This window comes from Streptomyces sp. NPDC001594 (assembly GCF_042893675.1).
In the GTDB taxonomy this organism is placed as follows: Bacteria; Actinomycetota; Actinomycetes; order Streptomycetales; family Streptomycetaceae; genus Streptomyces.
On the sequence record NZ_JBIAVB010000005.1, the window covers coordinates 440,821 to 466,605 of the forward strand.

Annotated in this window: 25 protein-coding genes; 15 read left to right on the top strand and 10 right to left on the bottom strand. The window is 75.4% G+C overall.

Annotated features, from left to right (window positions below; translation table 11 throughout):
- Positions 1 to 5: 5 nt before the first annotated feature.
- Both ACFY0O_RS13600 and ACFY0O_RS13605 read right to left on the bottom strand, forming a co-directional pair.
- Positions 6 to 905, bottom strand: coding sequence for an NAD-dependent protein deacetylase (locus ACFY0O_RS13600; RefSeq protein WP_388946607.1), 900 nt, complete (start codon positions 903 to 905; stop codon positions 6 to 8).
- 124 nt (positions 906 to 1,029) lie between these two features.
- Positions 1,030 to 1,503, bottom strand: coding sequence for a lamin tail domain-containing protein (locus ACFY0O_RS13605; protein WP_388946609.1), 474 nt, complete (start codon positions 1,501 to 1,503; stop codon positions 1,030 to 1,032).
- 336 nt (positions 1,504 to 1,839) lie between these two features.
- Between ACFY0O_RS13605 and ACFY0O_RS13610 the strand changes: the two genes are divergently transcribed.
- The 3 genes from ACFY0O_RS13610 to ACFY0O_RS13620 are packed head-to-tail and all read left to right on the top strand — an operon-like array spanning position 1,840 to position 4,603.
- Positions 1,840 to 2,493, top strand: coding sequence for an AAA family ATPase (locus ACFY0O_RS13610; RefSeq protein ID WP_388946611.1), 654 nt, complete (start codon positions 1,840 to 1,842; stop codon positions 2,491 to 2,493).
- A gap of 49 nt (positions 2,494 to 2,542) precedes the next feature.
- Complete coding sequence (locus ACFY0O_RS13615) at positions 2,543 to 3,004, top strand: VOC family protein (RefSeq protein ID WP_358893973.1); 462 nt, start codon at positions 2,543 to 2,545, stop codon at positions 3,002 to 3,004.
- Positions 3,005 to 3,061: 57 nt separating this feature from the next.
- Positions 3,062 to 4,603, top strand: a complete 1,542-nt coding sequence (locus ACFY0O_RS13620) for a hypothetical protein (protein WP_388946613.1) — start codon at positions 3,062 to 3,064, stop codon at positions 4,601 to 4,603.
- A 140-nt stretch (positions 4,604 to 4,743) separates the two neighbouring features.
- On the opposite strand, the gene ACFY0O_RS13625 is transcribed toward ACFY0O_RS13620, so the two are convergent.
- Positions 4,744 to 5,409: an ankyrin repeat domain-containing protein gene (locus ACFY0O_RS13625; RefSeq protein ID WP_388946615.1), complete on the bottom strand. Its 666-nt coding sequence runs from the start codon at positions 5,407 to 5,409 to the stop codon at positions 4,744 to 4,746.
- 271 nt (positions 5,410 to 5,680) lie between these two features.
- Between ACFY0O_RS13625 and ACFY0O_RS13630 the strand changes: the two genes are divergently transcribed.
- Together ACFY0O_RS13630 and ACFY0O_RS13635 are read left to right on the top strand one after the other, a co-directional pair.
- Positions 5,681 to 8,044, top strand: a complete 2,364-nt coding sequence (locus tag ACFY0O_RS13630; RefSeq protein ID WP_388946617.1) for an Orn/Lys/Arg decarboxylase N-terminal domain-containing protein — start codon at positions 5,681 to 5,683, stop codon at positions 8,042 to 8,044.
- 148 nt (positions 8,045 to 8,192) lie between these two features.
- Entirely contained in the window at positions 8,193 to 9,305 is a 1,113-nt protein-coding gene (locus ACFY0O_RS13635; RefSeq protein ID WP_388946618.1) for a glutamate--cysteine ligase, read from the top strand.
- Here the strand turns inward: ACFY0O_RS13635 and ACFY0O_RS13640 are convergent.
- On the bottom strand, positions 9,283 to 10,815 hold the full coding sequence (locus ACFY0O_RS13640; RefSeq protein ID WP_388946620.1) for an MFS transporter: 1,533 nt from the start codon (positions 10,813 to 10,815) through the stop codon (positions 9,283 to 9,285). The genes ACFY0O_RS13635 and ACFY0O_RS13640 overlap by 23 nt on opposite strands.
- Positions 10,816 to 11,048: 233 nt before the next feature.
- On the opposite strand from ACFY0O_RS13640, the gene ACFY0O_RS13645 reads away from it, so the two are divergent.
- The 6 genes from ACFY0O_RS13645 (at position 11,049) to ACFY0O_RS13670 (ending at position 15,344) form a co-directional block, all read left to right on the top strand.
- The gene (locus ACFY0O_RS13645) at positions 11,049 to 11,231 is read left to right on the top strand and encodes an antitoxin (RefSeq protein ID WP_358893979.1); all 183 of its coding nucleotides are present in this window, start codon (positions 11,049 to 11,051) and stop codon (positions 11,229 to 11,231) included.
- A gap of 82 nt (positions 11,232 to 11,313) precedes the next feature.
- Positions 11,314 to 11,967: an ArsR/SmtB family transcription factor gene (locus ACFY0O_RS13650; protein ID WP_388946622.1), complete on the top strand. Its 654-nt coding sequence runs from the start codon at positions 11,314 to 11,316 to the stop codon at positions 11,965 to 11,967.
- Positions 11,964 to 13,310 (top strand): MFS transporter, encoded by a 1,347-nt coding sequence (locus ACFY0O_RS13655; RefSeq protein ID WP_388946623.1) that lies wholly within the window; start codon positions 11,964 to 11,966, stop codon positions 13,308 to 13,310. The genes ACFY0O_RS13650 and ACFY0O_RS13655 overlap by 4 nt, the downstream gene beginning before the upstream one ends.
- Before the next feature lie 40 nt (positions 13,311 to 13,350).
- Positions 13,351 to 13,902: a GNAT family N-acetyltransferase gene (locus ACFY0O_RS13660; RefSeq protein ID WP_388946625.1), complete on the top strand. Its 552-nt coding sequence runs from the start codon at positions 13,351 to 13,353 to the stop codon at positions 13,900 to 13,902.
- Between the two features lie 107 nt (positions 13,903 to 14,009).
- A complete protein-coding gene (locus ACFY0O_RS13665; protein ID WP_388946627.1) occupies positions 14,010 to 14,657 on the top strand; it encodes a dihydrofolate reductase family protein in 648 nt (215 codons plus the stop codon).
- A gap of 117 nt (positions 14,658 to 14,774) precedes the next feature.
- A complete protein-coding gene (locus ACFY0O_RS13670) occupies positions 14,775 to 15,344 on the top strand; it encodes a hypothetical protein (RefSeq protein ID WP_388946629.1) in 570 nt (189 codons plus the stop codon).
- On the opposite strand, the gene ACFY0O_RS13675 is transcribed toward ACFY0O_RS13670, so the two are convergent.
- Positions 15,334 to 15,759: a MerR family transcriptional regulator gene (locus tag ACFY0O_RS13675; RefSeq protein ID WP_388946734.1), complete on the bottom strand. Its 426-nt coding sequence runs from the start codon at positions 15,757 to 15,759 to the stop codon at positions 15,334 to 15,336. The two genes, ACFY0O_RS13670 and ACFY0O_RS13675, sit on opposite strands and share 11 nt — an antisense overlap.
- Before the next feature lie 136 nt (positions 15,760 to 15,895).
- Here ACFY0O_RS13675 and ACFY0O_RS13680 point away from each other — a divergent pair, with 136 nt between their 5' ends.
- The 3 genes from ACFY0O_RS13680 (at position 15,896) to ACFY0O_RS13690 (ending at position 17,872) form a co-directional block, all read left to right on the top strand.
- Positions 15,896 to 16,561 (top strand): class II aldolase/adducin family protein, encoded by a 666-nt coding sequence (locus ACFY0O_RS13680; protein ID WP_388946630.1) that lies wholly within the window; start codon positions 15,896 to 15,898, stop codon positions 16,559 to 16,561.
- On the top strand, positions 16,558 to 17,010 hold the full coding sequence (locus ACFY0O_RS13685) for a carboxymuconolactone decarboxylase family protein (RefSeq protein WP_388946631.1): 453 nt from the start codon (positions 16,558 to 16,560) through the stop codon (positions 17,008 to 17,010). The genes ACFY0O_RS13680 and ACFY0O_RS13685 overlap by 4 nt, the downstream gene beginning before the upstream one ends.
- Before the next feature lie 253 nt (positions 17,011 to 17,263).
- Positions 17,264 to 17,872 (top strand): response regulator transcription factor, encoded by a 609-nt coding sequence (locus ACFY0O_RS13690; protein ID WP_388946633.1) that lies wholly within the window; start codon positions 17,264 to 17,266, stop codon positions 17,870 to 17,872.
- A 41-nt stretch (positions 17,873 to 17,913) separates the two neighbouring features.
- Here ACFY0O_RS13690 and ACFY0O_RS13695 read toward each other — a convergent pair whose 3' ends face one another.
- From ACFY0O_RS13695 to lanKC, 4 genes are all read right to left on the bottom strand, one after another.
- Positions 17,914 to 19,851 (bottom strand): ATP-binding cassette domain-containing protein, encoded by a 1,938-nt coding sequence (locus ACFY0O_RS13695; protein ID WP_388946634.1) that lies wholly within the window; start codon positions 19,849 to 19,851, stop codon positions 17,914 to 17,916.
- Complete coding sequence (locus ACFY0O_RS13700; RefSeq protein ID WP_388946635.1) at positions 19,848 to 21,614, bottom strand: ATP-binding cassette domain-containing protein; 1,767 nt, start codon at positions 21,612 to 21,614, stop codon at positions 19,848 to 19,850. Before ACFY0O_RS13700 ends, ACFY0O_RS13695 begins: the two co-directional genes overlap by 4 nt.
- A gap of 100 nt (positions 21,615 to 21,714) precedes the next feature.
- Positions 21,715 to 21,852, bottom strand: coding sequence for a SapB/AmfS family lanthipeptide (locus tag ACFY0O_RS13705; protein WP_358893990.1), 138 nt, complete (start codon positions 21,850 to 21,852; stop codon positions 21,715 to 21,717).
- Positions 21,849 to 24,488 carry a class III lanthionine synthetase LanKC gene (gene lanKC, locus ACFY0O_RS13710; RefSeq protein ID WP_388946636.1) on the bottom strand — a complete coding sequence of 880 codons (2,640 nt, stop codon included), beginning with the start codon at positions 24,486 to 24,488 and terminating at the stop codon, positions 21,849 to 21,851. The genes ACFY0O_RS13705 and lanKC overlap by 4 nt, the downstream gene beginning before the upstream one ends.
- A 331-nt stretch (positions 24,489 to 24,819) precedes the next feature.
- Here lanKC and ACFY0O_RS13715 point away from each other — a divergent pair, with 331 nt between their 5' ends.
- Complete coding sequence (locus tag ACFY0O_RS13715) at positions 24,820 to 25,245, top strand: subtilase-type protease inhibitor (protein ID WP_388946638.1); 426 nt, start codon at positions 24,820 to 24,822, stop codon at positions 25,243 to 25,245.
- Between the two features lie 24 nt (positions 25,246 to 25,269).
- Here ACFY0O_RS13715 and ACFY0O_RS13720 read toward each other — a convergent pair whose 3' ends face one another.
- Positions 25,270 to 25,773, bottom strand: coding sequence for an NUDIX hydrolase (locus tag ACFY0O_RS13720; RefSeq protein WP_388946640.1), 504 nt, complete (start codon positions 25,771 to 25,773; stop codon positions 25,270 to 25,272).
- Positions 25,774 to 25,785 lie beyond the last annotated feature (12 nt).

Consider the following 25,785-nt stretch of genomic DNA (forward strand, 5'->3'; position numbering starts at 1 on the left):
CCCGGTCAGTCCGCCGGCGGGCCGTCGACCGGGACGCCCAGCCGGCCGGCCACCGTGGTCAGGGCCGCCCCGAGGGGCAGCGCGACCCGGGTGACCGCCTGCAGGTCGCCCCGGGTCCGGTCCCGGTTGACGATCAGCACCGGCTTCCCCGCCTCCGCCGCCTGCCGGACGAACCGGAGCCCCGACATCACCGTCAGCGAGGACCCCAGGACCAGCAGGGAGGCCGCCTCGCGGACCAGCGTGCGGCAGTGCTCGACGCGCCGCGGCGGCACGGACTCGCCGAAGAACACCACATCGGGCTTGAGGACGCCCCCGCAGGCCGCGCAGGGCACCACGCGGAAGTCCCCGACCTGCTCCCGGGTGAGGTCCGCGTCACCGTCCGGGTTGAGCCCGGCCGCCACGGGCTGGAAGCCGGCGTTGGCCTCCTCCAGCCGCCGCGCCAGCTCACGGCGCGGGCTGAGGGCGCCGCAGGAGAGGCAGACGACCCGCTCCAGGCTCCCGTGCAGCTCCACCACGTCCTGGCTGCCGGCCGCCTGGTGCAGGCCGTCGACGTTCTGGGTGATCACACCCGAGAGCAGGCCGTGGCGCGCGAACGCGGCGACGGCCCGGTGCCCGGCATTGGGCCGGGCCCGGCCGAAGGTGCGCCAGCCCAGGTGGCCGCGCGCCCAGTACCGCTGCCGGGCCCCGGCGTCGGCGGTGAACTCTTGGTACGTCATCGGCGTGTGCCGGCTCAGGCTCCCGCCCTCGCCGCGGTAGTCGGGGATGCCCGACTCGGTGGAGATCCCCGCCCCGCTGAGCACCAGCACACCGCCGGCGCGCAGGGCGTCGGTGACCGGCCGCAGGTCGGTGGTGCCCGGCGGAAGGTCCTCGGCGGGGGTCCAGTCCAGGGTGGGGCGCATGCGCATGCCTCCAGGGTACGAACCCCGGGCACGGGCACGGCGTGCCCCGGCCGGTTCGCCGGGGCACGCCGTGGTCGACCGGTGGCGCGGCCCGTGCGGGGGTGGGCCGGGCCGTGCCACCGGGAGCGGATCAGCCGTGGTGGTGGTGTCCGCGCCGGCCCCAGGACTCGGTGTCGACGACGTTGCCGCGGGCGTCGCGCAGGGTGGCGGTGTCGCGCTCGTCCCAGATCTGCCGGCGGCGGTTCTGGTAGACGTCGCGGTGGGAGTCGCGGCCCGAGCCGGTGTGGACCTTGACGCTGGAGCGGCCGTCCAGGCGCAGGTCGCCGAAGCGGTAGCGGTTGCCCTGCTTGTCGGTCAGCGTGTAGCCGCGCAGGTTGACGCCGTGGCGTCCGGTGTTCTTGACCTCGACCCACTCGCCGTTCAGGGCGCGGTTGTCCCGTCCGCGGCCGGCGTTCTCGACGTCGCCGATGACGACGGCGGAGTGCGCGCCGTGCCGGTCGTGCCGGTGGTCGTCGGCGGCGGCCGGCACCGTGGCGGCGCCGATCAGGGCGCCGACGGCCAGGAGGGCGGCGACGGTGCGGCGGGTGGCGAGGGAAGCGGACATACGGGTGGCTCCTTCAACGGTCGGCACGGCCGCACCCCTTACGGGCCGGACGGGCTCCGAACTGCTCCCGGCGCGGGCCGGGCAGGCCACACTCTGACGTTCCATCACCCCTGAAACCGGGAAGGACATTGCATATTGCCCAATCTAGACATTTCCATGACCCTCCCTTGTGGAGGGCGTGCGCGATGGTGTCGGACGGCGGACGGATAGGGTCGAGGAGGCCGCACGCCGCCGAGGTGGCGGCCGTCGCCCGACGTGCCGGGGCCTGACGCCCACCCCCTGAGCCTGGAGTCGAAACGAGATGTGCGGTCCGCTGTGTCCGAGGCCGGCCCGGACGTGAAGAACACGAACTCCGCCGTGGATCCCGGATGCCGGGCCGTCCCGCCCCTCACCCCACGGGGCGTCGTCGACCTGCGGGGCCGGGACGACGCGGGCATATCCCTGTCCTACCCGCGGGACGCGGTGGTCGTCATAGCCGGTCTCCCGGGCAGCGGCAAGAGCACCCTGCTGCGCGCCTGGGCCGGTCACGGAACCGTCCTGGACCCGCGGGCCACGCGCGCCGCCTGCGAGGCGCGCATGCCCGCCTGGCTCCCCTACGGCGCGTACCGCCCCCTGGCGCGGCTGCACCACATGCGCGGCATACGCAGGGCGATGCGCGACCCCGGCCCGCTGCTCCTCCACGACTGCGGCACCCGCACCTGGCTGCGCCGCTGGCTCGCCCACAGCGCCGGCCGGGCGGGGCGGCAGGCGCACATGGTCCTCCTCGACGTCGGGGCCCGAGAGGCCCTCTCGGGCCAGCGCGCCCGCCGGCGCCTGGCCTCCCCCCGTGTCTTCGCCACCCATGAACGGGGCCTGGCGGGCCTGCTGTCCGGGATCGAAGACGGCGGCCCGGCGCGAGCCGCGGGATTCACCTCCGTGGTCCTCCTCGACCGCCGGCTGCGCGACACCTCGCCCCGCGCCCGCTTCACGGAGCCGCCCACCCGGCCGTAGCGGCACCCCGAGTGGTCCGGGGCCCGCCCCAGGGCCGAGGATGACCCCCATGACCGAGGAACCCCCACCCCATGCGGCAGCCGGCACCGGCGGGACCGGCCCGCGGCACGGGGCGCTGCACCACGTCGAGATCTGGGTGCCCGACCTGGAACGGGCCGCGGGCTCCTTCGGATGGCTGCTGGAGGCCATGGGCTACGAGCCCTTCCAGAGCTGGGACGGCGGCCGGAGCTGGCGGCTCGGCACGGCCTACCTGGTCTTCGAACAGTCCCCCGCCCTCACCGCGGGGCGGCACGACCGCTGCCGGCCGGGGCTGAACCACCTGGCGTTCCACGTCACGGACCACCACGCCGTGGAGGACCTGGCCCGCCGGGCCGGGCGGCACGGCTGGACCCTGATGTTCCCCGAGCGCCACCCGCACGCCGGAGGCGAACGGACCTACGCCGCCTACCTGGAGAACGCCGACGGCTTCGAGGTCGAGCTCGTCGCCGTCACGGCTCCCGCGGGGCCGTGACAGGGTGCGCCGCACACCCCACAATCGACCTGGACCACGGGGTCGGTGGAGGCGCTGATGGGTCGGGCACTGAAGATCGGCATACCGGTGGGTTTCGTGGTCCTCGTGGCCGGCGCCCCGCTGTACGCCCCGTACTACAGCACCGTCCTGGTGTGGGAGCTGCGCAAGCTCCTCGCCTGGCTGGCCCTGCCGCTGCTGGCCGCGGCGTTCTTCGCGCTGGTGTGGTGCGTGCGGTGGCTCGTGCGCCGGCGGCGCGGCAAGGCCGCCGCCGGATCGGGCGGCGTGGCGGGGGCCCTCGGCTGCCTGGGGGCCGTCGCCGGGCTCGCGCTCGCCGTCGCCTGGCTGATCTACGGCGCGTACCTGCAGGACCGCTCCTACATGCAGGCGACGCGGGTGGTGACGGAAGCCGTGCCCGAACTGGCGCCCCGCTCGCCCTATCTCGTCGGGAAGGCGCAGGCCGCCCCGCACCTGGGCGACGTCACCGGTGAGATCGCCGACATCACCTACCTGCCGGACTCGGACCGGTTCGCCACCCTCGTCGAGCGCAGCGGCTGGCTGTCCGGGTACGAGGTGGGGCTCGTGCAGGACGTCCCGCTCGGCGGCACCAGCCGCTCGCAGCAGCGCTGTTCGTTCGACGTGGACGTGGCGGACGCCCGCATCAGCGGCTGGTTCGGCCACAACCTGGGCCGGAAGATCTCCGAACAGAAGCGCTGGGTCCGCTTCGAGGCCGACGACGCCTACGTGACCTGCTCGGGCGACACTCCCGTCGTGGTCGTGCCCCTCAAACGCCAGACCGGGCTCCTGGTCGTGACGGAACGCCCCGCCGGAGTCGCGCTCTACGACGGCCGCACGGGAAAGATCACCTTCACCACCGACACGGAGGAGGTCCCCGGCCCCTCCTACCCCCTGAGCCTCGCCGCCCGGCAGCGGGAATCGGTCGCCGCCGTCGGCGGCTTCGCCGACTGGTGGTTCGAACGCAGCGGCTGGGACGCCTCGGAGGACGGCGCGAACGACGGCAACGACTCGGAGTTCACCCTCCGCTACGGCGACTCCAGCGGACGCAGCGCCTACGTCACCCCCCTCACCCCCCAGGGCGAGGCCAGCTCCGTCGTCGCCGTCTCGACCGTGCCGGCCCGCCACGGGGGCACCGCCCTGGCCCCCCTGACCGTCCACCGGCTCGACCCGACCTGGTCCTCGCCGAAGGCGATCGTCGCGCTGATCAAAGCCGAGTACCGGGACGTCTGCTGCTACAACGACGACCAGGTCTTCGAGGTCGTCCCCACCGGCGGTACCACCTGGACCGCCACCATCGGCAGCGAACAGGACATCCGCTACCGGGTGGTGGGCCGGGGCCAGGTCGCGGGCCGCGAGGCGACCTGCCTGACGGCGGCGGACGGCGCACTGATCCGGTGCGCGTACGCGGCGCCCGGCTCGCCGGAGGAGCAGGAGCTCAAACGGCGCGAGGACCAGAAGCAGAAGGACAAACCCCGGGCCAACCCACCGGACCTCGGGGACCTCACCGCCTACACCCCCGAGCAGCTGGCCGAACTCAACCGCAAGATCGGCGAGGAGGTCAACCGCCGGCTCAAGGGCGGCTGACCGGGCCCGTGCGTCGCGCCGGCCACAGGACGGCGATGACCACCAGCGCGGCGACGGCCGACTCCACGAAGAGCAGAACCCGCGCCCACCGGCCCGCCCCGCTCCGCGCCGGCCTTCCCGCCGTGCCCGGGTCCGGGGGCTTACCGCGTACCCCGGCCCTCGCGTCCGGGGCGGTCCTCGGGTCCGGCGCGGGCCTCGGGGCGCGTCGCCTCCTGGGCCGCGCGCAGCAGCCGGGCCTGCCCGGTGAAGCCGCGCCGTACGGCGTGCTCGTACGCCGTCACCCCCGCGGAGTCCCCGAGCCACGGGTCCGCCCCGGCGCCCAGCAGCAGCCGGACGACCTCCTCGTGGCGGTCGCCGCCGTCGCCGAGGATGACCGCCTCCAGCAGCGCCGTCCAGCCGAGCCGGTTGACGTGGTCGACGTCGACGTCCGTCTCCGCCAGCACCGCCCGCACGTAGCCGACGTGCCCGCGTTCGGCGGCCGGGATCAGGCAGACCCCGCCGAACCGGTTGCGCCGCGTCAGGTCGGGCCCGGCCGGGAGCAGGGCCCGCATCATACGGACGCTCCCGGTCACGCCGGCGACCAGCCAGGGGCTGTCCTCGCGGGAGTCGGGGGCGTCGGGGTCGGCGCCGGCGGCCACCAGGACCTCGGCGACGGCGACGTGGTCGCCGAGCACCGCCAGCAGCAGTGGCGTACGGAGGTCCTCGTCACGGGTCTCGGGAGCGGCACCGGCGGCGAGCGCGGTACGCACCGCCTCCGTGTCCCCGGCCTCGGCGGCATCGAGCAGCAGTCGGTCGTGCGGGTTCATGACCCCATCCTGCTCCGGCCCGCCGGGCCGGGCGGTCCCCCCGCCGTCCCTCCCTCGCCGCACGCCCGGCGGACCCGCCCGTCATCCGATCGGACGATCCGCCCCGTCCCGGGAGCCGCTACCGCACCCCCCGGTCAACCGGGCGCGGGCGCCGCGCCCACCCCGGGGTGAACCGCCCCCGAAGCCCGCCCGGCGGCCCCGCGGGCCCGGCCAGACTGGTCCCGCCCGGCCCCGGGCCTCCGGGGCCCGTGACGGAAGGCGGACGGAACCCATGGCGAACGGCACGGTGTTGCTGGCACTGCGTGAGGACCCCCTCGGCGGCGGGGTGAGCGCGGAGCAACTGCGCCGGATCGGCAAGGAACTGGAGGAACGCGGACTGGAACTGCGCCGGGCGGCCGACTCCCGGGACGCCCGTGCGACGCTCCAGACGGAGGCGGGCATCGCCGCCGCCGTGGTGGCCTGGGACCTGCCCCGCCCCTCCGCCGGCGCCCGCACGGCCGACGCACCCTCCCCGTCCGGGAACGCGCACCTGCCGACCGGCGGCGCCGAGGTCCTGGACCGGATCCGGCACCGCTTCAAGGACCTCCCCGTCTTCCTCCTGATGACCGACAGCTCCGACCACGACCTCGAACACCTGCCGCTGTGGGTCTCGGAGACGGTCGTCGGCTACATCTGGCCGCTGGAGGACACCCCCGCCTTCATCGCCGGCCGGGTCGCGGCCGCCGCGCACACCTACATGAAGGAGATCCTGCCGCCGTTCTTCCGCGCCCTGCGCCGCTTCGACGACGCCCACGAGTACTCCTGGCACACCCCGGCCCACTCCGGCGGCGTCGCGTTCCTGAAGTCCCCGGCGGGACGGGTCTTCTTCGACTACTACGGCGAACGGCTGTTCCGCACCGACCTGTCCATCTCCGTGGGCGAACTGGGATCCCTCTACGAGCACACGGGCCCCATCGGCGAGGCCGAACGCAACGCCGCCCGGGTCTTCGGCGCCGAACGCACCTATTTCGTCCTGCACGGCGACTCCACCTGCAACCGCATGGTGGGCCACTTCAGCGTCACCTCCGACGAGATCGCCCTGGTCGACCGCAACTGCCACAAGTCCGTCCTGCACGGCCTGGTCGTCTCCGGCGCCCGCCCCGTCTACCTCGTGCCCACCCGCAACGGCTACGGACTGGCCGGCCCCGTACCGCCCACCGCGACCGCCCCGGACGCGGTCGCGGCCCGGATCGCCGCCAACCCCCTCACGGCCGGTGCCGTATCGCCCCGGGCCCAGTACGCGGTCCTCACCAACTCCACCTACGACGGCCTGTGCTACGACACCCTCGCCGCCGCCCGCGCCCTCGCGCCGAGCACCCCCCGCCTGCACTTCGACGAGGCCTGGTTCGCCTACGCCCGCTTCCACCCCCTCTACCAGGGGCGTTACGGCATGGCCGTGGGCCCGGACACCTTCGAGGGCGCCGACCGGCCGACGGTCTTCGCCACCCACTCCACGCACAAGCTGCTCGCCGCGCTCTCCCAGTGCGCCATGGTCCACGTACGGCCCGCGCCCCGGGCGCCCGTCCAGCACGACCGCTTCAACGAGGCGTTCATGATGCACGGCACCACCTCCGCCTTCTACCCGGCCATCGCCTCCCTCGACGTGGCGACGGCGATGATGGACGGGCCCCAGGGCCGGTGGCTGATCGACGAGGCCGTCACCGAGGCGGTCCGGTTCCGCCAGGCCGTCGTCCGCACCGGCCGCCGCATCGCCGCCGCGGGGGACCGGCCCGACTGGTTCTTCGGCGTCTGGCAGCCCGACGAGGTCACCGACCCCGCCACCGGCACCCGGATCCCCTTCGCCGACGCGCCGGCCGCCCTGCTGGCCGCCGAACCCTCCTGCTGGCAGCTCGAACCCGGCGCCGCCTGGCACGGCTTCCCGGACCTGACCGACGGCTACGGCCTCCTGGACCCCGTCAAGGTCACCCTCACCTGCCCCGGCGTCACGGCCACCGGCGAGACCCGGCCCTGGGGGATCCCCGCCCGGATCCTCACCGAGTACCTCGCCACCCGCGGCATCGTGGTCGAGAAGACCGACAGCTACACCACCCTGATCCTCTTCTCGATGGGCATCACCAAGGGCAAGTGGGGCACCCTCATGGACGCCCTGATGGACTTCAAGGCCCTCTACGACTCCGACGCCCCGCTCGACCGCGTCCTGCCCGCCCTCACCGCCCGCCACCCCGTCCGCTACCGCGACACCACGCTGCGAGAACTGTGCGCCCGGATGCACGGGCACCTCACCCGCGGCGCCTTCATCGACGCCCTGGACGAGGCCTTCCGCGACCTCCCCGAACCGGTCCACCCGCCCCGCCACTGCTACCAGCAGCTGATCCGCGGCGGGACCGAGCGCGTGCCCCTGGCCGACGCCGCCCACCGGGTCGCGGCCGCGATGGTGGCCGTCACCCCGCCGGGCATCCCCGTCCTGATGCCCGGCGAATCCCTCGGCGCCCCGGACGGCCCCCTGCTGCGCTACCTCGGTGCCCTGGAGGCCTTCGACCGCGCCTTCCCCGGCTTCGGCAGCGAGGCCCACGGGGTCACCGTGGACCCGGAGACGGGCGCCTACCTGATCGAATGCCTCCGCACCACGCCGTAGCGAGTTCCCGGCGGGGGAGCGCGCCCTGACCGGATCCGGGCGCTCCGCCCGGCGGCGTGGGAACGGGTGTCCGCGGCGTACGAGCGTCTTTGCTGGGCACGTGACACCCGACGGGTGTACGGAGCCGGCGAAAGGAACGTGACGGGCAATGCGCAGCGTAGGCGTGGAGGAGGAACTGCTGCTGGTCGACGCCAGGACGGGCGAGCCGCTCGCCCTGTCGGCCGCGGTGATGTCGGCCGCCTCCCGGGAGGGCAACGGCAGCCACCGCCCCGAGGAGGGGGCGCTCGAATCGGAGCTCAAGTGCGAGCAGGTGGAGTTCGCCACCCGGCCCGTCCTGCGGATGGGGGAGCTGGCCGACGAGATCGTCCGCTGGCGTGCCGAGGCGGCCCGGCACGCCGCCGACGCCGGCGGGGCCCTCGCCGCGCTGGCCACCTCCCCGCTGCCGGTGCGGCCGTCCACGATGCCCGGCGAGCGCTACCGCTGGGTGACCCGGCAGTTCGGCCTGACCGCCCAGGAGCAGCTCACCTGCGGCTGCCACGTCCACGTCTCCGTGGCCTCGGACGACGAGGGCGTGGCCGTCCTCGACCGCATCCGCCCCTGGCTGCCGGTGCTGACCGCCCTCAGCGCCAATTCTCCCTTCTGGCAGGGCCAGGACAGCGCGTACGGCAGCTACCGCAGCCGGGTCTGGAACCGGCTCCCGTCCGCCGGGCCGACCGAGGTCTTCGGGAGTGCGGAGCGCTACCACCAGCAGGTGCGCGACATGATCGCCACCGGTGTCCTGCGCGACGACGGCATGATCTACTTCGACGCCCGCCTCTCCGCCGGCTACCCCACGGTCGAGATCCGGGTGGCCGACGTCTGCCTCGAACCCGGCACCCCCGTCCTCCTCGCCGCCCTGGCCCGCGCCCTGGTGGAGACCGCCGCCCGCGACTGGCGCGCCGGGCGGCCCCCGGCCCGCGTCGGCGTCGGCCTGCTGCGGCTCGCCGCCTGGCAGGCGGCCAAGTCGGGCCTGGACGGGCCCCTGCTCGACCCCCGCAGCATGAGCCCGGCACCGCCCGAGGCGGTCCTCGACGTGCTGGTGGAGCACGTACGGGACGCGCTGGAGGACACCGGCGACCTGGAACGCGTCCGCGAGGGCCTCGCTCGCCTCCTGGAACGGGGCAACGGAGCCCGCGTCCAGCGCCGCCTCCTGCGCACCACCGGCGACCTGGGCGCGGTGGTCGCCGAATGCGCCCGCCTCACGACGGCCTCCGCCGGGTAGGCCGTGCCGCCCCGGCCGGGCCGGCCGCGGCGGACCCGCCCGCGGCGCGCACGCTCGCGGAGAGCGGGACGGCCACGTCCTCGAGCGGGCGCCGTTCGGCGTCGACCCCCCAGCGGAACGCGGTCAGCCCGCCCAGGACCATCAGCACGCCGCCGGCCGCGTACCCGGCGAACACCCGCCACGGGTCGTGGCCGGCGCCGATGAGGGTGGCGAACAGCCAGGGGGCCACGACCCCGCCGAACAGCATGGACAGGGCGAAGAAGAAGGAGATGGCCTGGGCCCGCATCTCCACCGGGAAGATCTCGCTGACCGTCAGATAGGCGGAGGAGGCCGCCGCGGAGGCGATGAAGAAGATCACGCACCACAGGAGGGTCTGGGTCACCGCGCTGAGCATTCCTTCGGCGAACAGCCAGCCGGTGACCAGGAGCAGGGTGCCGGAGAGGCAGTAGGTCGTGCCGATCATCCGGCGCCGGCCCAGGGTGTCGAAGGACCGGCCGAGCAGCAGGGGCCCGGCCAGGTTGCCCAGGGCGAAGGGGAAGATGAAGTACGCGACCGCGCCGCCGCGGATGCCGTAGAACTCGGCGAGGATCAGCGCGTAGGTGAAGAAGATCGCGTTGTACAGGAACGACTGGGTCACCATCAGCATGAACCCCAGGACCGAGCGGCGCCGGTAGTCGCGGAACAGGATCCGGGCGAGTTCCCGGTACCCGACGGCCGGCCGTTGCCGGTACTCCGCCGCCAGGCTGTCCGGGACGGGCTCCAGCCGGGTTCCGGTGCGCTCGACATCCCGCTCGATCCCGGCGACGACCCGCTCGGCCTCCTCGGGCCTGCCGTGGGTGAGCAGCCAGCGGGGGCTCTCCGGCAGGTTGCGCCGCAGTCCCCAGATCGCCGCGCCGATCGCGGGTCCGACCAGCAGGCCGAGGCGCCAGCCGGTGTCGAGCCCGAACAGGTCGGGGTTGAGGAAGAGCAGGTTGGAGGCCGCGCCGATCATCGCGCCGAGCCAGTAGGTGGCGTTGACGGCCAGGTCGGCGTGGCCGCGGTGCCGGCTGGGGATCAGCTCGTCGATGGCCGAGTTCAGCGCCGCGTACTCGCCGCCGATGCCGGTGCCGGCGATGAATCGGGTGACGGCGAAGAAGGCGAAGGCGGGGGACAGGGCCGTCAGCGCGTTGCCCAGCAGGTAGATCCCGAGGGTGACGATGAACAGCCTGCGCCGGCCCAGCCGGTCGGCGAGCCGGCCGAAGACGAGGGCTCCGACGACCTCCCCGAGCAGGTAGATGCTGGCCGTCAGGCCCACCTGGGAGGAGGAGAGCCCGAGCGTGTGCTGGTCCCTGAGCCGGTCGGCGATCGAACCGGCGATGGTGATCTCGATCCCGTCCAGCACCCAGGTGATGCCCAGGGCGGTCACCACGCGCCAGTGGAACCCGCTCCAGGGCAGCCGGTCCAGCCGTTGCGGCACGGTGCTCCGCACCGTCCCGGCCCCCGGTGGCACGGCCTCCGCTCCCACCGCCATGGCAACCTCCCCGCAGTCCGCACGGCCGGCCGTGACCCCACCGTCACGGGGCCGAGACCCTGCGTGTGCCCCGGGTGCCCGCCGTCAACCCCTCCCTCCCCCGGACGGCCGCGCCGCCTGACGGCCGAGGGGCGGCAACGGCCGCCGCCACCAGGGCAGCCGCGGATGCGGTCGGGCGGAAGGAGGGGGAGGCTGGGAGGGACGTAGGACGTCCAGGTCCGAAGGAGGACACCATGTCGATCGTCGACAAGCTCAAGGAAATGCTCGGTCAGAACCCGGACAAGGCCAAGAAGGGCGTGGAACGCGGGGGCGACATGCTCGACGAGCGCACGGGCGGCAAATACGCCGACAAGGTCGACATGGCCCAGGAGAAGGCCAACGAGTACATCGACCGCGACCGGCCGCAGCAGCCTTGATTCCCGGGGTCCGGCCCCCAACTCCCATAGAAATTCTGCAAAAATCCTTTTGGAAAGCCTTCGCGGCGCCTAGCCTGCCGTCATGGTCAGCGACGAACAGCGGCGCGTCCTCGATCCCGAGCGCGACGCCGCGGCCCTGAAGGCCCTCACCCACCCCCTGCGCATCCGGCTCCTCGGCCTGCTCCGCCAGGACGGCCCCGCCACCGCCAGTGAACTCGCGGTCAGGACCGGGGAGTCGTCCGCCTCCACCAGCTACCACCTCCGCGTCCTGGCGAAGTACGCCTTCGTCGCGGAGGCCCGGCACCGCGACGGCAGGGAGCGCCGCTGGCGGGCGGCGCACGCGGCGTCCGCGTGGAGCGGCGGCGCGATGGCGGCCACGGCGGAGAGCCGCGCCTACGTCGGGCTTTCGCGCCGGGTCCAGATCGAGCACCTGGAGACCTCGCTCGCCCGGCACGAGGCCGACATGGCCGCCGGGCGGCTGGGGGAGGAGTGGGCGGGGGCGGCCGGGATCAGCGACCTGCTGCCGCGTCTGACCCCCGAGTCGCTCGGTGAACTCTGGGACGCGCTCCACCTCAAGCTCGAGGAACTGACCGCCCGCGACGCGGCGGACCCGCGCGCGGCGCAGGTCGTCCTGGTGACCGCCGGGCTGCCCCTGGCCCCGCACACCCCCGGGGCGGACCCCGAGGCCGGCGCTCGGCCGGACAACGTCCTTCCCGGCGCCGGGAGTTCCTCGTGACCAGGCCGCCGTCGTTCCCGCCGGCCGCCGCCCTCCGCCGCTACGTCGGCCTCTGCGCCCTCTTCTGGCTGCCGTTGGGCCTGACCATCGCCCCCCTGATCCTGCTGTTCACCGGGCGCGGCCTGTCCATGGCGGCCGTCGCCGGCCTGTTCGCCGTGCACTCGGTCACCGCCGCGGCACTGGAACTGCCCACCGGAGGCCTGTCCGACGTGCTGGGACGCCGCGCCGTCCTGGCCACCGCCGGTCTGCTGAACCTGGCCGCCCTGACCCTCCTGGCGCTGGGCACCGCGCTCTGGCCGCTCGTGCTGGGCATGGTCCTCATGGGCACGGGCCGCGCCCTGTCCAGCGGGCCGGCCGAAGCCTGGTACGTCGACACCGTCCGGGCCCACTCCGGCCCCGGCGCCGACCTGCGCACCGGGCTGGCCCGCGGCTCCGCCGTGACCTCCGCGGCGCTCGCCGCCGGGACACTGCTCGGCGGCGCCCTCCCGTGGCTGACCGGACTCGTCCCGGGCCTCGGGGCACGGCTCCGCGAAGCCACCGCCGGGCTCGTGGTGCCGCTCTCCCTCCCGCTGCTGCTGGGCGCGGCCGTCGAGGCGGCCTTCGTGCTGTACGCCGTGGTGTCGCTGCCCGAACCGCCCCGGCCCGGGGCCACGGCGCGCCAGGTCCTGCGGGACGTGCCGGCCACCGTCGCGGCCGGGCTGCGCCTGGGGGGCCGCGACGCGCTGGTCCGCCGGGTGCTCCTCAGCGCGGCGGCCGCCGGCGGCGCCGTGGCCACGCTCGAACTGCTCACCCCGGGCCGCGCCGCCCTCCTCACCGGCACGCCGGAGTCGGGGGCCGTGCTCTTCGCCGCGCTGGCCTGTGCCGGGTTCCTGTGCGCGGCTCTCGGCAGCCACCTCGCACCCCTGGCCGCCCGGATCGCGGGCAGCGGAGAGCGCGCCGTCCTGCTGGGCCTCGGCACCGGCGCGAGCGGCGTGCTCCTGCTCGGCGCCACCTCGGCGGCCACCGGAGCGGTGGCCACGGTCGGCGCGGCCACCGGCTACGGCCTGGTCTACCTCGGGCTCGGCGCGGCGGGCCCGAGCGAGAACGACGTCCTGCACCGCCGTGTCTCCGACCGGGGCAGGGCCACGGCACTGTCGGTCCAGTCCCTCGCGGCCCAACTGGCCGGAGCCCTCGCCGGTCTGATCGTCGGACACCTGCCGCCGGGTCCGCTGCCCTGGCTGGTGGGCGGCGCCGCCCTCCTGACCGGAGCCCTCCTGTGGACCCCCCGACCCGGCCGGCCCGCTCCCGCCGCCGCGAAGGAGGAGGCGTCCGCTGAACCGAGCGGCTCCCTGACCCCCCGGTAAACCGTTTCCGCAACGGTGTCCCCGGCCCTAGGGTGCGGACGTGGAGACCACCTTCGAGCCCTTCGAACCGGGCCAGGCGCAGCAACTGGTCGAGTTCCTCTCCGGCGACACCTGGCCCTTCCACGGCACGGCCGTCGTGGATCCCGCGCAGGCCCGCCGGTGGATCGAGGAGGGCCGCTTCGACGACGAGGACCACCGCTCCTTCTGGATCGACCGGGGCGGCGAGCGGGCCGGGCTCGTCCGGCTGACCGACCTGCGCGACCCCACCCCGCTGTTCGACCTGCGGATCCGCTCCGGGCACCGGGGGCGGGGCCTCGGTACCGCGGCGGTGGCCTGGCTCACCGCCTACGTGTTCGAGGGGTTCCCCGCCGTCCGGCGGATCGAGGCCGCCACCCGGCAGGACAACGCGGCCATGCGCCGCGCGCTCCTGCGGAACGGATACGTGAAGGAGGCGCACCACCGCGACGCCTGGCCGACCCCCGACGGCGGGGTGCGCGACGCCGTCGGGTACGCGATCCTGCGCCGCGACTGGCTGACGGGCACGACGACCCTCCCCGCCTGGGACGACGAGCCCGCCGCCCCGGCCGGCTGAGGGCGGGGCGGCCGCGGCCCGGAAGCGGTTTCCGGCGCGGCGATGAGTTGCGGGGGCGGCGTCGGTCTATCCCTTGACGGAGACGACCGAGCCACCGGGAGCACACCATGGGCCTCATCGACATCGAGATGTTCGCGACCCTCGACCTGGTCGGGCAGGCGCCCGGCGGTCCCGACGAGGACCCGGTGGGGTTCCCGTTCGGCGGCTGGCAGGCGCCCCTGATCGACGAGGCCGTCGGGGCGCAGATCGCCGCCGCGTACGAGGGGACCGACGCCCTCCTGCTCGGCCGGCGGACCTACGAGATCTTCGCCGCCTACTGGCCGCACCAGAAGGGCGGGCAGGACGGCGACATCGCCTCGCTGTTCAACGACGTCCCCAAGTACGTGGCCTCGCGCGGCCGGCCCGACCTCTCCTGGGCGGGGTCCTCCCAGCTCGGCCCGGACCTCGCGGAGGCGGTGCGCGAGGTCCGGGAGCGGCACGAGCACGTGAAGGTGGTGGGGAGCCTGAACCTCGTGCAGACCCTCCTGCGGGAGAGGCTGTTCGACCGGCTCGACCTCTGGCTGCACCCGGTCGTGCTCGGCGTCGGCAAGAAGGTGTTCGACGGCGGCGAGGTGCCCGCCAACCTCACGCTCCTCCAGCCGCCGGAGGCGAGTGCCAAGGGGACCGTGTTCCTCCGGTACGGGCTCGCCGACGGCACGCCCGCCACCGGAGACATGAGCGCACCCGGCCGCGGCGCGGGGGACGAGGGGCGCTGACACGGGCGGACGGGCGGACGGGCGGGCCGGGGCGGCCGGATGCGGGCGATGGTGATCGAGTGCTATAGCGTGCCCACGTCAAAACGACGTAAAGCCCGATCATCGAGGGAATCCCGTATGACCTATCCGCCGCAGCAGGGCCCCGGCCCCTACGGCCAGCCCGGCCCGTACGCACAGCAGCCGCAGGGGTACCCGCCCCAGCCGGGGTACGCGTACCCGCCGCAGCAGGCCCAGCCGCCGTACGGCGCGGCGCCGCAGCAGCAGATGTACCCGAACCAGCCCGGGATGCCCATGCAGCCGGCGCCCCCGCAGCAGTGGTCCGCCCCGCCCGCCCCGCCCGCGCGCAGCGGCGGGGTCGGCGTCATGAAGATCCTCAAGGGCGTCGGCATCGTGGTCGTCCTCATCGCGGCCGCGGTGGGCTACTTCCTCAGCCAGGACGACGCCGACCACGCCAAGGCCGGCGACTGCCTGAAGAACAACGGCACCACGGCGGCGAGCCTGGACCTCCAGGTGGTGGACTGCGGGAGCACCGGCGCCGCCTACAAGGTGGTCGAGGTGATATCCGGCACGCTGGACACCAACCGCTGCGAGGGCAAGTCGGACCTGGGCTACTACGAGCAGACCAGGGGCGGCCGGCGCAGCTCGGGCAAGCAGTTCGTGCTCTGCCTGAACCAGGTCAAGAAGTAGTCCTGCCGCCGGATCCGGCGCCCGCCGTCCCGGGTGCCGGATCCCCGGTCCGCCACGCGGCCATCTGCTCGCGGAACTTCGGACACCGGACGATGTCCTCCTCCCCGCACCTGAGCGCGTGCGTCAGCAGCTGGTGCGCGTGTTCGAGAGCGACCATCCGCTGCTCGATCTCGCCGATCTTCGCGCGGATCATCGTCTCCCTGCGCGACTGCTCCCGCTGGAACTCCGCGATCTCGACCAGGGTCAGCCCGGCCTGCTGGCAGGTGCGCAGCACCGTGATCCGTTCGGCGGCCTCCGGGGGATAGCGCCGCTGCCCGCTCTGGCGCTCGGGCGCGGGCAGCAGGCCGTGCCGCTCCCAGTACCGGATGGCCGAAGCCGGCACGCCGGTGAGCTCCGAGAGCCGGCCGATCGTCATGAGCACGGTCCGCTCCTCCTGTTCCCCGCCCCGCCGTTCAGGCGGCTTGACTTGAACCTTAGTTCAAGTTGAAGAGTGGTCCGCAGGAGGACGGCGGCGGACGAGCCGCCGTCGACGAGGCAGGGGAGATGCCGTCATGAGTGACGCGTACGAACGCGACGAGCGGGCCGGCCGGCTGGTGGCGGCCACGGAGCAGCTGTTCGCGGCGGGGGTGATGTCCCATTCCGGACACGCCAACCTGAGTGCCCGGCTCGACGGGGAGCGCCTGCTGCTGACGCCCGGGCACGTCCGGGGTCTGCGGGCCGGACAGCTCGCGACCGTCGGGTTCGACGGAGAGGTCCTGGAAGGCGAGCTCCGGTCCGTCAGCGCCGAGATCATCGCCATGCACACCGCCGTCTACCGGGCCCGGCCCGGCGTCGGCACGGTCATCCACACCCACTCGCCCTCCGCGACCGCCTTCGCCCTGGCCCACCGGCCGCTGCCCTGCCGCACCGAGCCGATGCTGCGCTTCGGGCAGGCCGAGGACGTCCCCGTGGTCCCCTGGGGCCCCCGCGGATCGGACGTCTCGGTGCGCGGCATCGCCGAGGTGCTCCACCGGCGCCCCACGACCTCCGCGGTCCTGCTGGCCAACCACGGTCTCCTGGTGTTCGGCCCCGACCCGGAGGCCACAGCGCACCTGGTGGTGGCGATCGAGGAGAGCGCCGAAGCGGAGATCGCCGCCGCCGCCATCGGCGGGGCCGTGGACTTCCCGCCCGGCGCCCAGGAGGCCGTGCGCGCCGCGATCGCCGAGGCCGCACGATGACGGACCGCGCCGCCTCGTCCGCCGCCCGCACCGAGGCCGTGCGCGAGCGCTACCGCTCCACCCTCGGAACCGTCCCGGCCGGGGTGCAGGAGCGGCTCAGGCTGGCCGAGCGGTCCGGCCGGCTCGCGACCGAGGAGGCGCTCGCCGCGCTGCGCCACCTCGTACTGACGGACAGCCCGCTGGGTGCGCGGGTGCAACAGCTGGTCCACTTCGGGCAGTTGCTGGCCCTCGGCCGCGCCGAGCCCGCCCGGATCCACGCCCTGGGCGCGCTCCACGCCGGAGCGGGGATCGCCGATCTGGTCGGCGTCGCCGAGACCGCGCTCATCACCGCGGGCGTCCCGGCGTACGCACTCGGCACCGAGATCGTCGCCGGACTCCTGCCGCCCGCGGACGACGGCGAACGGCCGCCCCCGGCCCGTCCGGAGGACGCCCCGGTCCTCCCGCACTGAACCGGAACGCACCCGCGACGCAGCCGGAATGCGCCCGGAATCGGCCCTACCGCTTCATCGGGCCGAGGTGTCCCCCGCGCCGTCCGGGCCGCACCTGCGGAGCGTGGCACGGGTGCGGCCGCCCGCGCCGGGGTCCGGCGGGGCGCCGGGCTTCGGCCACGCCCGCCCGGGTGCCGCGGACGGGGACGTTCCTACCGCCTGGTTGCTGGGCACCCGCTTGGTGCCCATCGACCACCAGCTAGGAGAGCCCCCGATGACCAAGGTCCTCGTCCTGCACAGCGTCAGCCTCGTGAGGTCGGCGCTCGGCGCCCTGCTCAGATCCGAGGGCGGCTTCGACGTGACCTGCGCGGGCTGGCGGTCCGCCGCCCGCGAGGCGGAGTCCTTACGGCCGGACGTGACCGTCGTCGACCTCGACTGTCCGGGCGCCTCCGCCACGCTCGGGCTTCCGGGAGGCACCGCCCGCCCGCTCGCCGATCCGGCCGCCCCGCTGCTGGTGCTCGCCACCTCGGGGGCGCCCGGCGCGCTGCACCGCGGGGTGCGGGCCGAGGCCCGCGGCTACGTGGACAAGGACGGATCCCCCGGCCGGCTGGTGCGGGCCGTCCGCAAGCTCGCCGCCGGGGAGCGGTTCGTCGACCCCTCCCTGGCCTCGGCCCTGCTGGAGTCCGAGCCGATTCCGCTCAGCCCGCGCGAACTGAGCGTGCTGGCGCGGGCCGCGGAAGGCGACTCCATCGCGGAGATCGCGCACGCCCTGCACCTGGCCAGCGGCACCGTACGCAACTACATGGCCGCCGTGACCCGCAAGACCGGCGCCCGCAACCGGATCGATGCCATCCGGATATCCCGGAGGGCGGGCTGGGTCTGAGACCGGCCCCCGCGCCCCCGGTTCCCGCCCGCCCGGCTCCCTCACACCCGGGCGTCCCACACCCCCACCAGCTCCCGGTACAGGGCGGACCTGGCCGGGAGGTCGGCGTGCGTTCCGACGACCGCCCGGCTCCCGTCGAGCACGAGGACCCGGTCGGCCCGGGCTGCGGAGGAGATGCGGTGGGCCACCACGACCAACGTGCCGGGCCGGTCGGCGAGGGCCCGCTCGGCGCGTTCCTCGGCCGCCGGATCGAGGTGGCAGGTGGCCTCGTCCAGCAGCAGCAGGGGAGCGGGGGACAGGTAGGCGGCCACGAGGGCCAGCTGCTGCCGCTCGCCCTGGGAGAGCGCCGCCGGGTCGACCGGCGCGTCCGGCCCGCCCAGCCGGTCCACGAGGGCCCGCGCCCCGAGGGCCGCGACGGCCCGCTCCAGCTGTGCCCCGGGTACCGGCCCGGGGCACAGGTGGGTGAGGTTCTCGCGGACGGAGCCCGTGAACACGTAGGCCTGCTGCGGCAGCAGGGTCCGCCGTGGATCGGGGCCGTGGGCGGGGCCGGGGCGGCGGGCCGGGGAACCGGCCAGCAGCACGGTCCCGCCGCTCGGCGTGAGGAGGCCGGCCAGCAGGGCGGTGAGCGTGGACTTGCCGATGCCGCTCGGGCCCACGACGGCCAGGTGCTCCCCCTCGTACAGGTCCAGGTCGAGCCCGTCGAGGACCGGCTGGGCGTGGACGCCGTACGCGAACCGCACCCGGCGCAGCTGGGCCGCGACACCCCCCGGCCGGGCGGGACCGCACCCGGGCACTCCTTCCCCCGACGCCCCGCCGCCCGACTGCGGCGAAACCGCACCGGGAGCGGCGGGGGCGCCGGGGGCGCCGGGCGTGAGGGCCGTACCGGACCCGCCCGCCGCGTCAGAGGCGCCGGCCGCACCGGGCGTGTCGGCCGTGCGGGGCGTGCCGGACATGCGGGGCGCACCGGCCGCGTCGGAGGCCGTGGCCGGCGGCCCGGCGTGCGGGGGCCGCTCCGGTGGGCAGAAGCGGTCCAGGACCACCAGGAGCCGGGTGCCCGACGACCCGAGGGCTCCCATGAGCGCGTCGAGCGCCGGGAGCAGGGACTGCACCAGGTAGGTGAGCGCGGCGGCCAGCGCCCCCGCGCTCAGCCCGCGGTCGAGCAGCCAGGGCGCGCCCAGGAGCAGCGCGACGACCGGCAGCCGGCCCGCGACGCCCAGTGCCAGCGTGCGCAGGGCGGCCCACCGGGCGAGCAGGCGCATCAGCCGCTCCTGCGCGGCGATCAGCTCCCGCAGCCCGGCCCCGGCCCGCGCACCGCCCCCGCAGGCGACCACGTCGCGCAGGCCGGCCGCCAGTTCCCCGGTCCGCGCGGCCAGCGCCTCGTCGGCGTCGAGCGCCTCCCGCTGCACCCGGGCGACGGGACGGAGGGTCAGCAGGAAGCCGGCCGTCCCCAGGAGCAGCGGCGGCAGCACGAACAGCAGCAGGACGGGTGCCAGCGCCGCCATCCCGGCCAGCGCGCCGGCCGCGGTGAAGACGAAGGAGCGGGCGACGAGCACCAGCCCCGCAAAGGAGTCCCGGGCCATCTCGGTCTGCTGGGCCAGCCGCGACACCGCCCCGTCCCGGCCGGCCCGCGCCGGATCGGCGACCGCCCGCTCCAGGGCCTGGCGCACGGCCCGCCGCACCAGCCCGTCGCGCAGCGGTTCCACCAGGTCCGCGAGCCCGCCGAAGACCCCCCGCAGGGCGAGCCCGCCGAGGACGGCGCCGGCCCCCGCCACCGCCAGCCAGGCGGCGCCGGTGCCGGGGCGGGCGGCGAGGAAGCCGTCGTCGAGGGCGCGGGCCACGGCGTACCCGCCGAGGAAGGTGTGGGCGGACTCCAGCAGCGACCACAGGGCGAGGGTGCGCAGCGTCCGCGTCCGGCCGCGCAGGAAGCGCCGCCCCTCGCCGCCCACCCGCCGCCAGGAGCCGGCGCCGTCCCCGCTCATCGGCCGTCCCCGCCCGGGTCCGGCCCGTCGCCGGGGCCGTGCCCCTCCCCGCCGAACAGCGCGCGGTAGCCGGGCTCGCGCCACAGCTCCGAGTGCGTACCGGTGGCGCGGACCGTGCCGTCCTCCAGCCAGACCACGAGGTCGGCGCGGGCGGCCGTGGCCGCGCGGTGGGTCACCACGAGGCGGGTGCGGGCCCGTACCCCGTGGGCCAGGGCGTGCTCCACCTGCCGGGCGGTGACGGTGTCCAGGCTGGAGGTGGCGTCGTCGAGCACGAGCACCCGCCCCGCCCCGCAGAACGCCCGCGCCAGGCCCAGGCGTTGCAGCTCCCCGCCCGACAGGGGCGCCTCGGCGAGCGGGGTTCCGTAGCCCTCGGGCAGGCGGCGTACGAAGGCGTCGGCCCCCGCCGCCCGGGCCGCCGCGCGCACGGCGTGCCCGCCGGGCTCGCACCGGGTCCCGAAGGCGATGGCCGCGCCGACGCTCTCCCCGAACAGCGCGGGCCGTTCGAAGGCGTGGCCGACCTCCCGGCGCAGCGCCCCGGCGGAGAGCTCCTCCAGCGGGATGCCGTCCAGCAGCACCCGGCCGCCGTCGCAGCCGGTGAGGCGTCCGGCGACGGCGGCCAGCAGGCTCTTGCCGGAGCCCGAGCGGCCCACGACCGCGGTGGTGGTGCCGCCCGGCAGGCACAGGTCCACGTCCCTCAGGACGGTCCGCCCGGCCCGCTCGACGCGGACCGCGCGCAGCTCCAGCGTGCCGGGTCCGTCGGCGGTGTACGCGCGGGCCCCCTGGCGGAGTTCGGGCAGTGCGAGGAGGGCGGCCGTGCGGCGTGCGGCGGCCCGGCCGCGCACCACCGCCGCGAGCCGGCCCGTGACGGCCCCGGCGCCGGCGGCGAGTCCGGCGTACCGGACGGCGGCGAGCAGGCCGCCGACCCCGAGCGCCCCGGCGGCGAGGCGCAGGCCGGCCACGCCGAGGACCACGTACAGCAGGAGCGGCATCAGGGCGCTGGTCCGGGCCATGGTGCCCCCGTAGATCCGCCACGTCTCCCGCCCCTCGCGGCCCAGTTCGGGCAGCGGGGCGAGGACGCGGGCGGCCTCCCGCCGCAGGGTGCCGGCCGCGGCGATGGTGCGGGCACCGGCCAGGGCCTCGGCCAGCCGTCCGGCGAGCGCGAGTTGCACCCGCTGGTAGCGGCCCACACTGGCGCCCGACGCACGGGCGAAGGTCCGTAGCAGCACCACCAGTACGGGCACCCCGGCCAGGAAGGCGAGGCCGGTCCACACGTCGACGAGGAACAGGGCGGCGAGCCCCCCGACGGGCGGCAGCAGCGCCGTGACGGCCGTCGCCGCGGCCGCGGGGACCGTCCCCGCCCCGGCGGCGTGGGCCGTGAGCCGGGCGGAGAGCTCGCCGGGCGAGTGCCGGGCCGCCTGGTGCGGTGCGGTGCGCAGCAGCGCGGTCAGTGCGCGCCGGCGCAGCCACGCGGTGGAACGGGCGTCGACTCCGCCCGTGAGCCGGACGGTCGCCGCGTCCAGCAGCACCTCGGCGGCGGTCAGCGCCGCGCACCCCAGGGCCCACCGGGTCCCCGAGGGGTCGCGGCGCAGCAGCAGGTCGAGGGCGTGGCCGAGCACGGCCGGTTCGGCGAGCGCCGCGCACGCGGCGGCCAGGGAGCAGCCGGCCACGGCGGCGGTGCGGCCGGCGCTGTGCCGGGCGGCCCCCCTCAGCGCCCGGTCGGCATCGGCCGGCGCCGTCTCACCGGGGACGTCGGGCGGGGTCATCGGCGGCGGCTCCTCGTCTGTCCCGGGCCGGAACGGGACGTCCCGGGGATGTGGTGCGGGCCCGGGCGACGTGTCGTCGCCCGGGCCCGAAGTGACCCGATCAGTTACAGGTCGTGACGCTCAGGCTGCTGTCACCGCACAGGAGCAGGCTGGCGCGGCTGCCGCCGCCGTTGAGGTGCGCGGCCTCGGTGTTCTCTTCCTTCGGGGTCTCCATGGACTGCAGGTCGAGGAGCGTCATGGCAGTTTCCTTTCCTTCGGGGTTGTGTCGTGCCCGGTCACGGCCCCCCGGTGGGGGACCGGCTCTGGGGCCGCCGCGGTGCGCGGCGGCGGGAGGAACGGCAGGTGCGCGCGGCCGTCGGTCGCGGCGCTGCCGAGGGCGAGGAGGGCGCCCGCGGTCCCGGTGGACAGGTCCATGGACAGGCGCATCATCTGCTCGCCGGGGAAGGCGAGGTGGCCCTGGTACGGGAGCGCGTGGCGGGCCAGGGCCTCGATCTGCCGGGCGACGTCCTCGGCGCGGCTGCCGGGCCCGGGGGTGGTGGTCCGCGACAGGTGCAGGATCATTCCGGCGGCGCCGCGGAAGAGGCCGGGCTGGGCGTAGAAGGTCGCCTGGGCGGCCCGGACGATCTGGACCCGGGCCTCCTCGAACCGCTCGTCGCGGGCGTGCCGGGCGTGGTCGTCGAGGACCATGCCGATGCCCACGCTGCCCGCCCCGAGGTACGGCATGGTCCGCCACCCCTCGTCCACCTGGAGGGTGCCGAAGGCGCTGGTCACGCAGTGGTCCAGGTCGCGGTGGAGGAAGCGGCCGGCCCGCAGGAGCAGTTCGGGGTCCCCGGTGCGCTCGTACAGGCGCAGGTGCAGCAGGGCGATCCCGCTGTGGCCGTGGAGGAGTCCCGTCCGGGTCAGGGCGGGGGCTGCGGCGTGGGCGAGGTCGGCGCAGCGCAGGGCCGCGTCGTGCAGGGAGCGCTCGCCGGTGGCCGTGCCGAGGGAGTCCAGGGCGAGCCCGATGCCGGCCAGGCCGCCGTTCAGGTCGGGGCCCGCGGACTGCCAGGGCTCGTCCAGGAGGCGCTCCGCCAGGGCGAGCGCGCGGTCGTGGTGGCCGAGCCGGTGGTGGGTCCAGGCCAGTCCGGCGAGGCCGTCGTAGAAGCCGAGCGGGGTGCCCGACGCCGGTTCCTTGGTCCGGGCGAGCAGCCATTCCTCGGCCTCGGGCCAGGGCGCGCATCCCGTCTCGGCGAGGGCGTACAGCACGCCGGCGGCCCCGTGGCCGAAGGCGGTCCCGCCGCCGGCGGTGGCGAACTGGGCCGGGTCCCCGGGGAAGAGGCGGTCCTCGCGGTCCGGGGTGGCGGCGGCGTGGAGGGCCGCGGTCAAGGAGGCACGGGCGGCGGGCCAGTCCTCCGGAGCGGCCGGCAGGTACGGCCCGGCGGGGGCGGGCGGCGGCCCGCCGGGGGCGGCGCCCTCCGGTCCGGCGAGGATCTCCCGTACCGCCGCGTCGAGGAACTCCCGGGGGACGGGGAACTGGGCGGCGGCGATGTCCGCCAGGTGCGCGGCCTTGCCCCGGTCCATCACGAGCAGGCTCGTCAGCGGCAGGAACAGGGCGAGGCGCAGACAGGCCAGGGCGTAGCGGTCGACGGCGAAGCCGCGCCGGTCGGGCGGGGCGACGAAGGCCGGGTTGGCCACCGTCTGGCGCAGGCCCTCGTCGACGGGGGCGGCGGCCTCGAAGTCCAGCAGCGCGACGGAGGGTTCACCCGTGTCCGGGTCCTCCGCGACCATGATGTTGAAGAGGTGCAGGTCGTTGAAGACGATTCCGCGGGAGTGGACCGCGTCGACGGCTTCCGTCACCCGGGCGTGGATCTTCAGGGCCCAGTCGGTGTAGGCGGCGAGCTCGGCGGGGTCGGGGTCTGCCTCGATCAGGGGGTGGCGGCGGGCGAAGTAGGTGTTGAGGGGCTTGCCTTCGAGGTACTGCAGGGCCAGGAAGTGGTGGTCCCCGACGGTGAAGGTGCCGCGGACGGCGGGGACGCAGTCCAGCCCGTCCAGGCGTTCCAGAGCCCTGCGCTCCCGGTGCAGCCGGGCCACCGCGTCCGCCTCGTCGGCGGCGAGCCCGGCGAAGGGGCGGGCCTCCTTGAGGACCACCGCCTCGCCGGTGCGGGTGTCGCGGCCCGCGTACACCCCGCCGCCGTTGGAGAAGTGCAGGGCCCGCTCCACGGTGTAGGGGACGCCCTCCAGGGTGACGGCGGCGCGCCGCTCCAGGTGCGGCCGCAGGAACGCGGGCGGCTCGGCCCAGGCGGGCGGCTGGAACACGGGGCCGCGGGCGTCCGGCACCAGGCGCCCGTCGGGCGTCTCGATCGCGGGGACCAGCTCGCCGCGCTCGTCGTAGCAGTGCCGCAGGGTGAAGCTGCCGTAGCGCAGGTGGACCGGGCCGTCGTTCCAGCGCAGGTCGCTCAGGATGTACGGGCCGGGCTCGCCGGCCAGCAGGGCGTCCAGGTCCTCGGCGATCCGCCGGCAGGCCTCGGTGTCGGCCGGGTAGACGGTGACGAACTTGCCGCTCGCCGCGCGGTCCGCGTACTTGGCGTTGCGCAGGTGCAGCAGGTAGCGGCTGGGCACGAACTTGAAGGCGATCCGCCGCTCCACGCAGTGGGCGTGGACCCGGTCGAGGACGCGCTCCGCGTTGTCGAGGCCGGCCGAGACGTGGATCTTCCAGCCCTGGGAGGGAAGTTCGAGGCCGACGGGACGCAGCGCCAGCCAGTCGCCGCTGCGGTGCGAAGTCCACCCCTCGGGTACGGGGGCGACGGCCGCCGCGAAGCTCTCCCCGGCGCGCCGGTACGGTGCGTCGTAGAACCAGCGGTCGGCGTCGCAGAAGGCCGCGTGCCCGTTGTTCACACCTGCTCCCTCGGTCCTCGGTCGGTGACGGGAGCAAAGGTGGCACGTCGCGGCGAGCCCGCGACAGTCGTGTTTGTCACCAGCCCGGTGTGCGCTCCGCACGGGTCACCGCAGCGATCCGGTCAGCCTGGGCGGGCCGTCCGCACGGCCCGCCGGGGTACGTCGGGGTCGCGACCGGGCGGAACTCCGCTCTCCGATATGCGGACCGGGTGTCCGTAAGCCGATCGTCCATGTGCGGCTGGCCTTCGGATCTGGAAGGCTCGCTCCTGTCCGGGTGCTGGACAGAAGCTCCGGAGCCAGTCAACGCCTGCGATTCGAAGGGAAATTGATCATGCGTCACCGCTTGGCCGCAGTTTCCGCCGCCGCCCTCCTCTGCCTCGGCGGCACCGCGGGCGTCGCCCGGGCCGAGCCCGCGGGCCCCTCCGCCCCGTCCGCACTGGTCCTCACCATCGCCCAGGGGAACGGCGCCGCCGAGGGCACCGTCGTGCGGGCCGCAGTCCTCAGCTGCGCCTACACCGCCGAGGGTACGCACCCGGCTCCCCGGGCCGCGTGCGACGCCGTGAACGCCACCGGCGGCGACCTCGGCCGACTGCTGACCGCGCCGGCGCCCGGCCGCGCGTGCCCGAAGCACTACGACCCCGTCACGATCACCGCGGACGGCGTCCTGCGCGGCGAACGCCTCGCGTGGAAGCACACCTTCCCCAACGCCTGCATGATGTCCGCGGCGCTGCGGGACGACCCGGTCTTCACGTTCTGATCCCCGGACCGGACACCGCACCTCCTAGGGGTGGCCCGGGCGCCCGCCCAGGGCCCTCGCCACCAGGTCGTGGACGAGGTACTCGCCCGGGGCCCGGTTCTCCTTCAGTCGCGGGAGGTCCTCGGGTCCGAACCAGCCGTAGGCGGTGTGCCCGGACCACTCCAGAGCGGGGTGGTCCAGGTCGCCGTCGACCTCCACGAGGAAGTCGGCCTCGTGCCGCGTACCGCCCCCGTCGTCCCCGGTCCACGTCGTGACCCCGAACAGGCTCCGTACGCGGCGCAGCCGCCAGCCGGTCTCCTCCTCCACCTCCCGCGCGAGGGCTTCGAGGAGGCCCTCGCCGGGCTCGACGTGCCCGCCGACGACGTCCCAGCAGTCGGGGAAGAGCCGGCGGCCGGGAGCGCGCTTCTGGGCGAACGCCCGACCCCGGGCGTCGAGGATGACGGCCCCGACCGTCCAGACCTCGCCCTCGGCGGGGACCGGTACCTCGACGCCCTCGTCCAGGGTCACTTCGTGTCGTGAGTCGGTCATGGCCCCACTGTA

Bases quoted from the DNA above. Each gene is read 5' to 3' on its own strand.
- ACFY0O_RS13600 (WP_388946607.1), bottom strand. From the start codon at position 905: ATGCGCATGCGCCCCACCCTGGACTGGACCCCCGCCGAGGACCTTCCG.
- ACFY0O_RS13605 (WP_388946609.1), bottom strand. From the start codon at position 1,503: ATGTCCGCTTCCCTCGCCACCCGCCGCACCGTCGCCGCCCTCCTGGCC.
- ACFY0O_RS13615 (WP_358893973.1), top strand. From the start codon at position 2,543: ATGACCGAGGAACCCCCACCCCATGCGGCAGCCGGCACCGGCGGGACC.
- ACFY0O_RS13620 (WP_388946613.1), top strand. From the start codon at position 3,062: ATGGGTCGGGCACTGAAGATCGGCATACCGGTGGGTTTCGTGGTCCTC.
- ACFY0O_RS13625 (WP_388946615.1), bottom strand. From the start codon at position 5,409: ATGAACCCGCACGACCGACTGCTGCTCGATGCCGCCGAGGCCGGGGAC.
- ACFY0O_RS13630 (WP_388946617.1), top strand. From the start codon at position 5,681: ATGGCGAACGGCACGGTGTTGCTGGCACTGCGTGAGGACCCCCTCGGC.
- ACFY0O_RS13635 (WP_388946618.1), top strand. From the start codon at position 8,193: ATGCGCAGCGTAGGCGTGGAGGAGGAACTGCTGCTGGTCGACGCCAGG.
- ACFY0O_RS13640 (WP_388946620.1), bottom strand. From the start codon at position 10,815: ATGGCGGTGGGAGCGGAGGCCGTGCCACCGGGGGCCGGGACGGTGCGG.
- ACFY0O_RS13645 (WP_358893979.1), top strand. From the start codon at position 11,049: ATGTCGATCGTCGACAAGCTCAAGGAAATGCTCGGTCAGAACCCGGAC.
- ACFY0O_RS13650 (WP_388946622.1), top strand. From the start codon at position 11,314: ATGGTCAGCGACGAACAGCGGCGCGTCCTCGATCCCGAGCGCGACGCC.
- ACFY0O_RS13665 (WP_388946627.1), top strand. From the start codon at position 14,010: ATGGGCCTCATCGACATCGAGATGTTCGCGACCCTCGACCTGGTCGGG.
- ACFY0O_RS13670 (WP_388946629.1), top strand. From the start codon at position 14,775: ATGACCTATCCGCCGCAGCAGGGCCCCGGCCCCTACGGCCAGCCCGGC.
- ACFY0O_RS13675 (WP_388946734.1), bottom strand. From the start codon at position 15,759: ATGACGATCGGCCGGCTCTCGGAGCTCACCGGCGTGCCGGCTTCGGCC.
- ACFY0O_RS13680 (WP_388946630.1), top strand. From the start codon at position 15,896: ATGAGTGACGCGTACGAACGCGACGAGCGGGCCGGCCGGCTGGTGGCG.
- ACFY0O_RS13685 (WP_388946631.1), top strand. From the start codon at position 16,558: ATGACGGACCGCGCCGCCTCGTCCGCCGCCCGCACCGAGGCCGTGCGC.
- ACFY0O_RS13690 (WP_388946633.1), top strand. From the start codon at position 17,264: ATGACCAAGGTCCTCGTCCTGCACAGCGTCAGCCTCGTGAGGTCGGCG.
- ACFY0O_RS13695 (WP_388946634.1), bottom strand. From the start codon at position 19,851: ATGAGCGGGGACGGCGCCGGCTCCTGGCGGCGGGTGGGCGGCGAGGGG.
- ACFY0O_RS13700 (WP_388946635.1), bottom strand. From the start codon at position 21,614: ATGACCCCGCCCGACGTCCCCGGTGAGACGGCGCCGGCCGATGCCGAC.
- ACFY0O_RS13705 (WP_358893990.1), bottom strand. From the start codon at position 21,852: ATGACGCTCCTCGACCTGCAGTCCATGGAGACCCCGAAGGAAGAGAAC.
- ACFY0O_RS13715 (WP_388946638.1), top strand. From the start codon at position 24,820: ATGCGTCACCGCTTGGCCGCAGTTTCCGCCGCCGCCCTCCTCTGCCTC.
- ACFY0O_RS13720 (WP_388946640.1), bottom strand. From the start codon at position 25,773: ATGACCGACTCACGACACGAAGTGACCCTGGACGAGGGCGTCGAGGTA.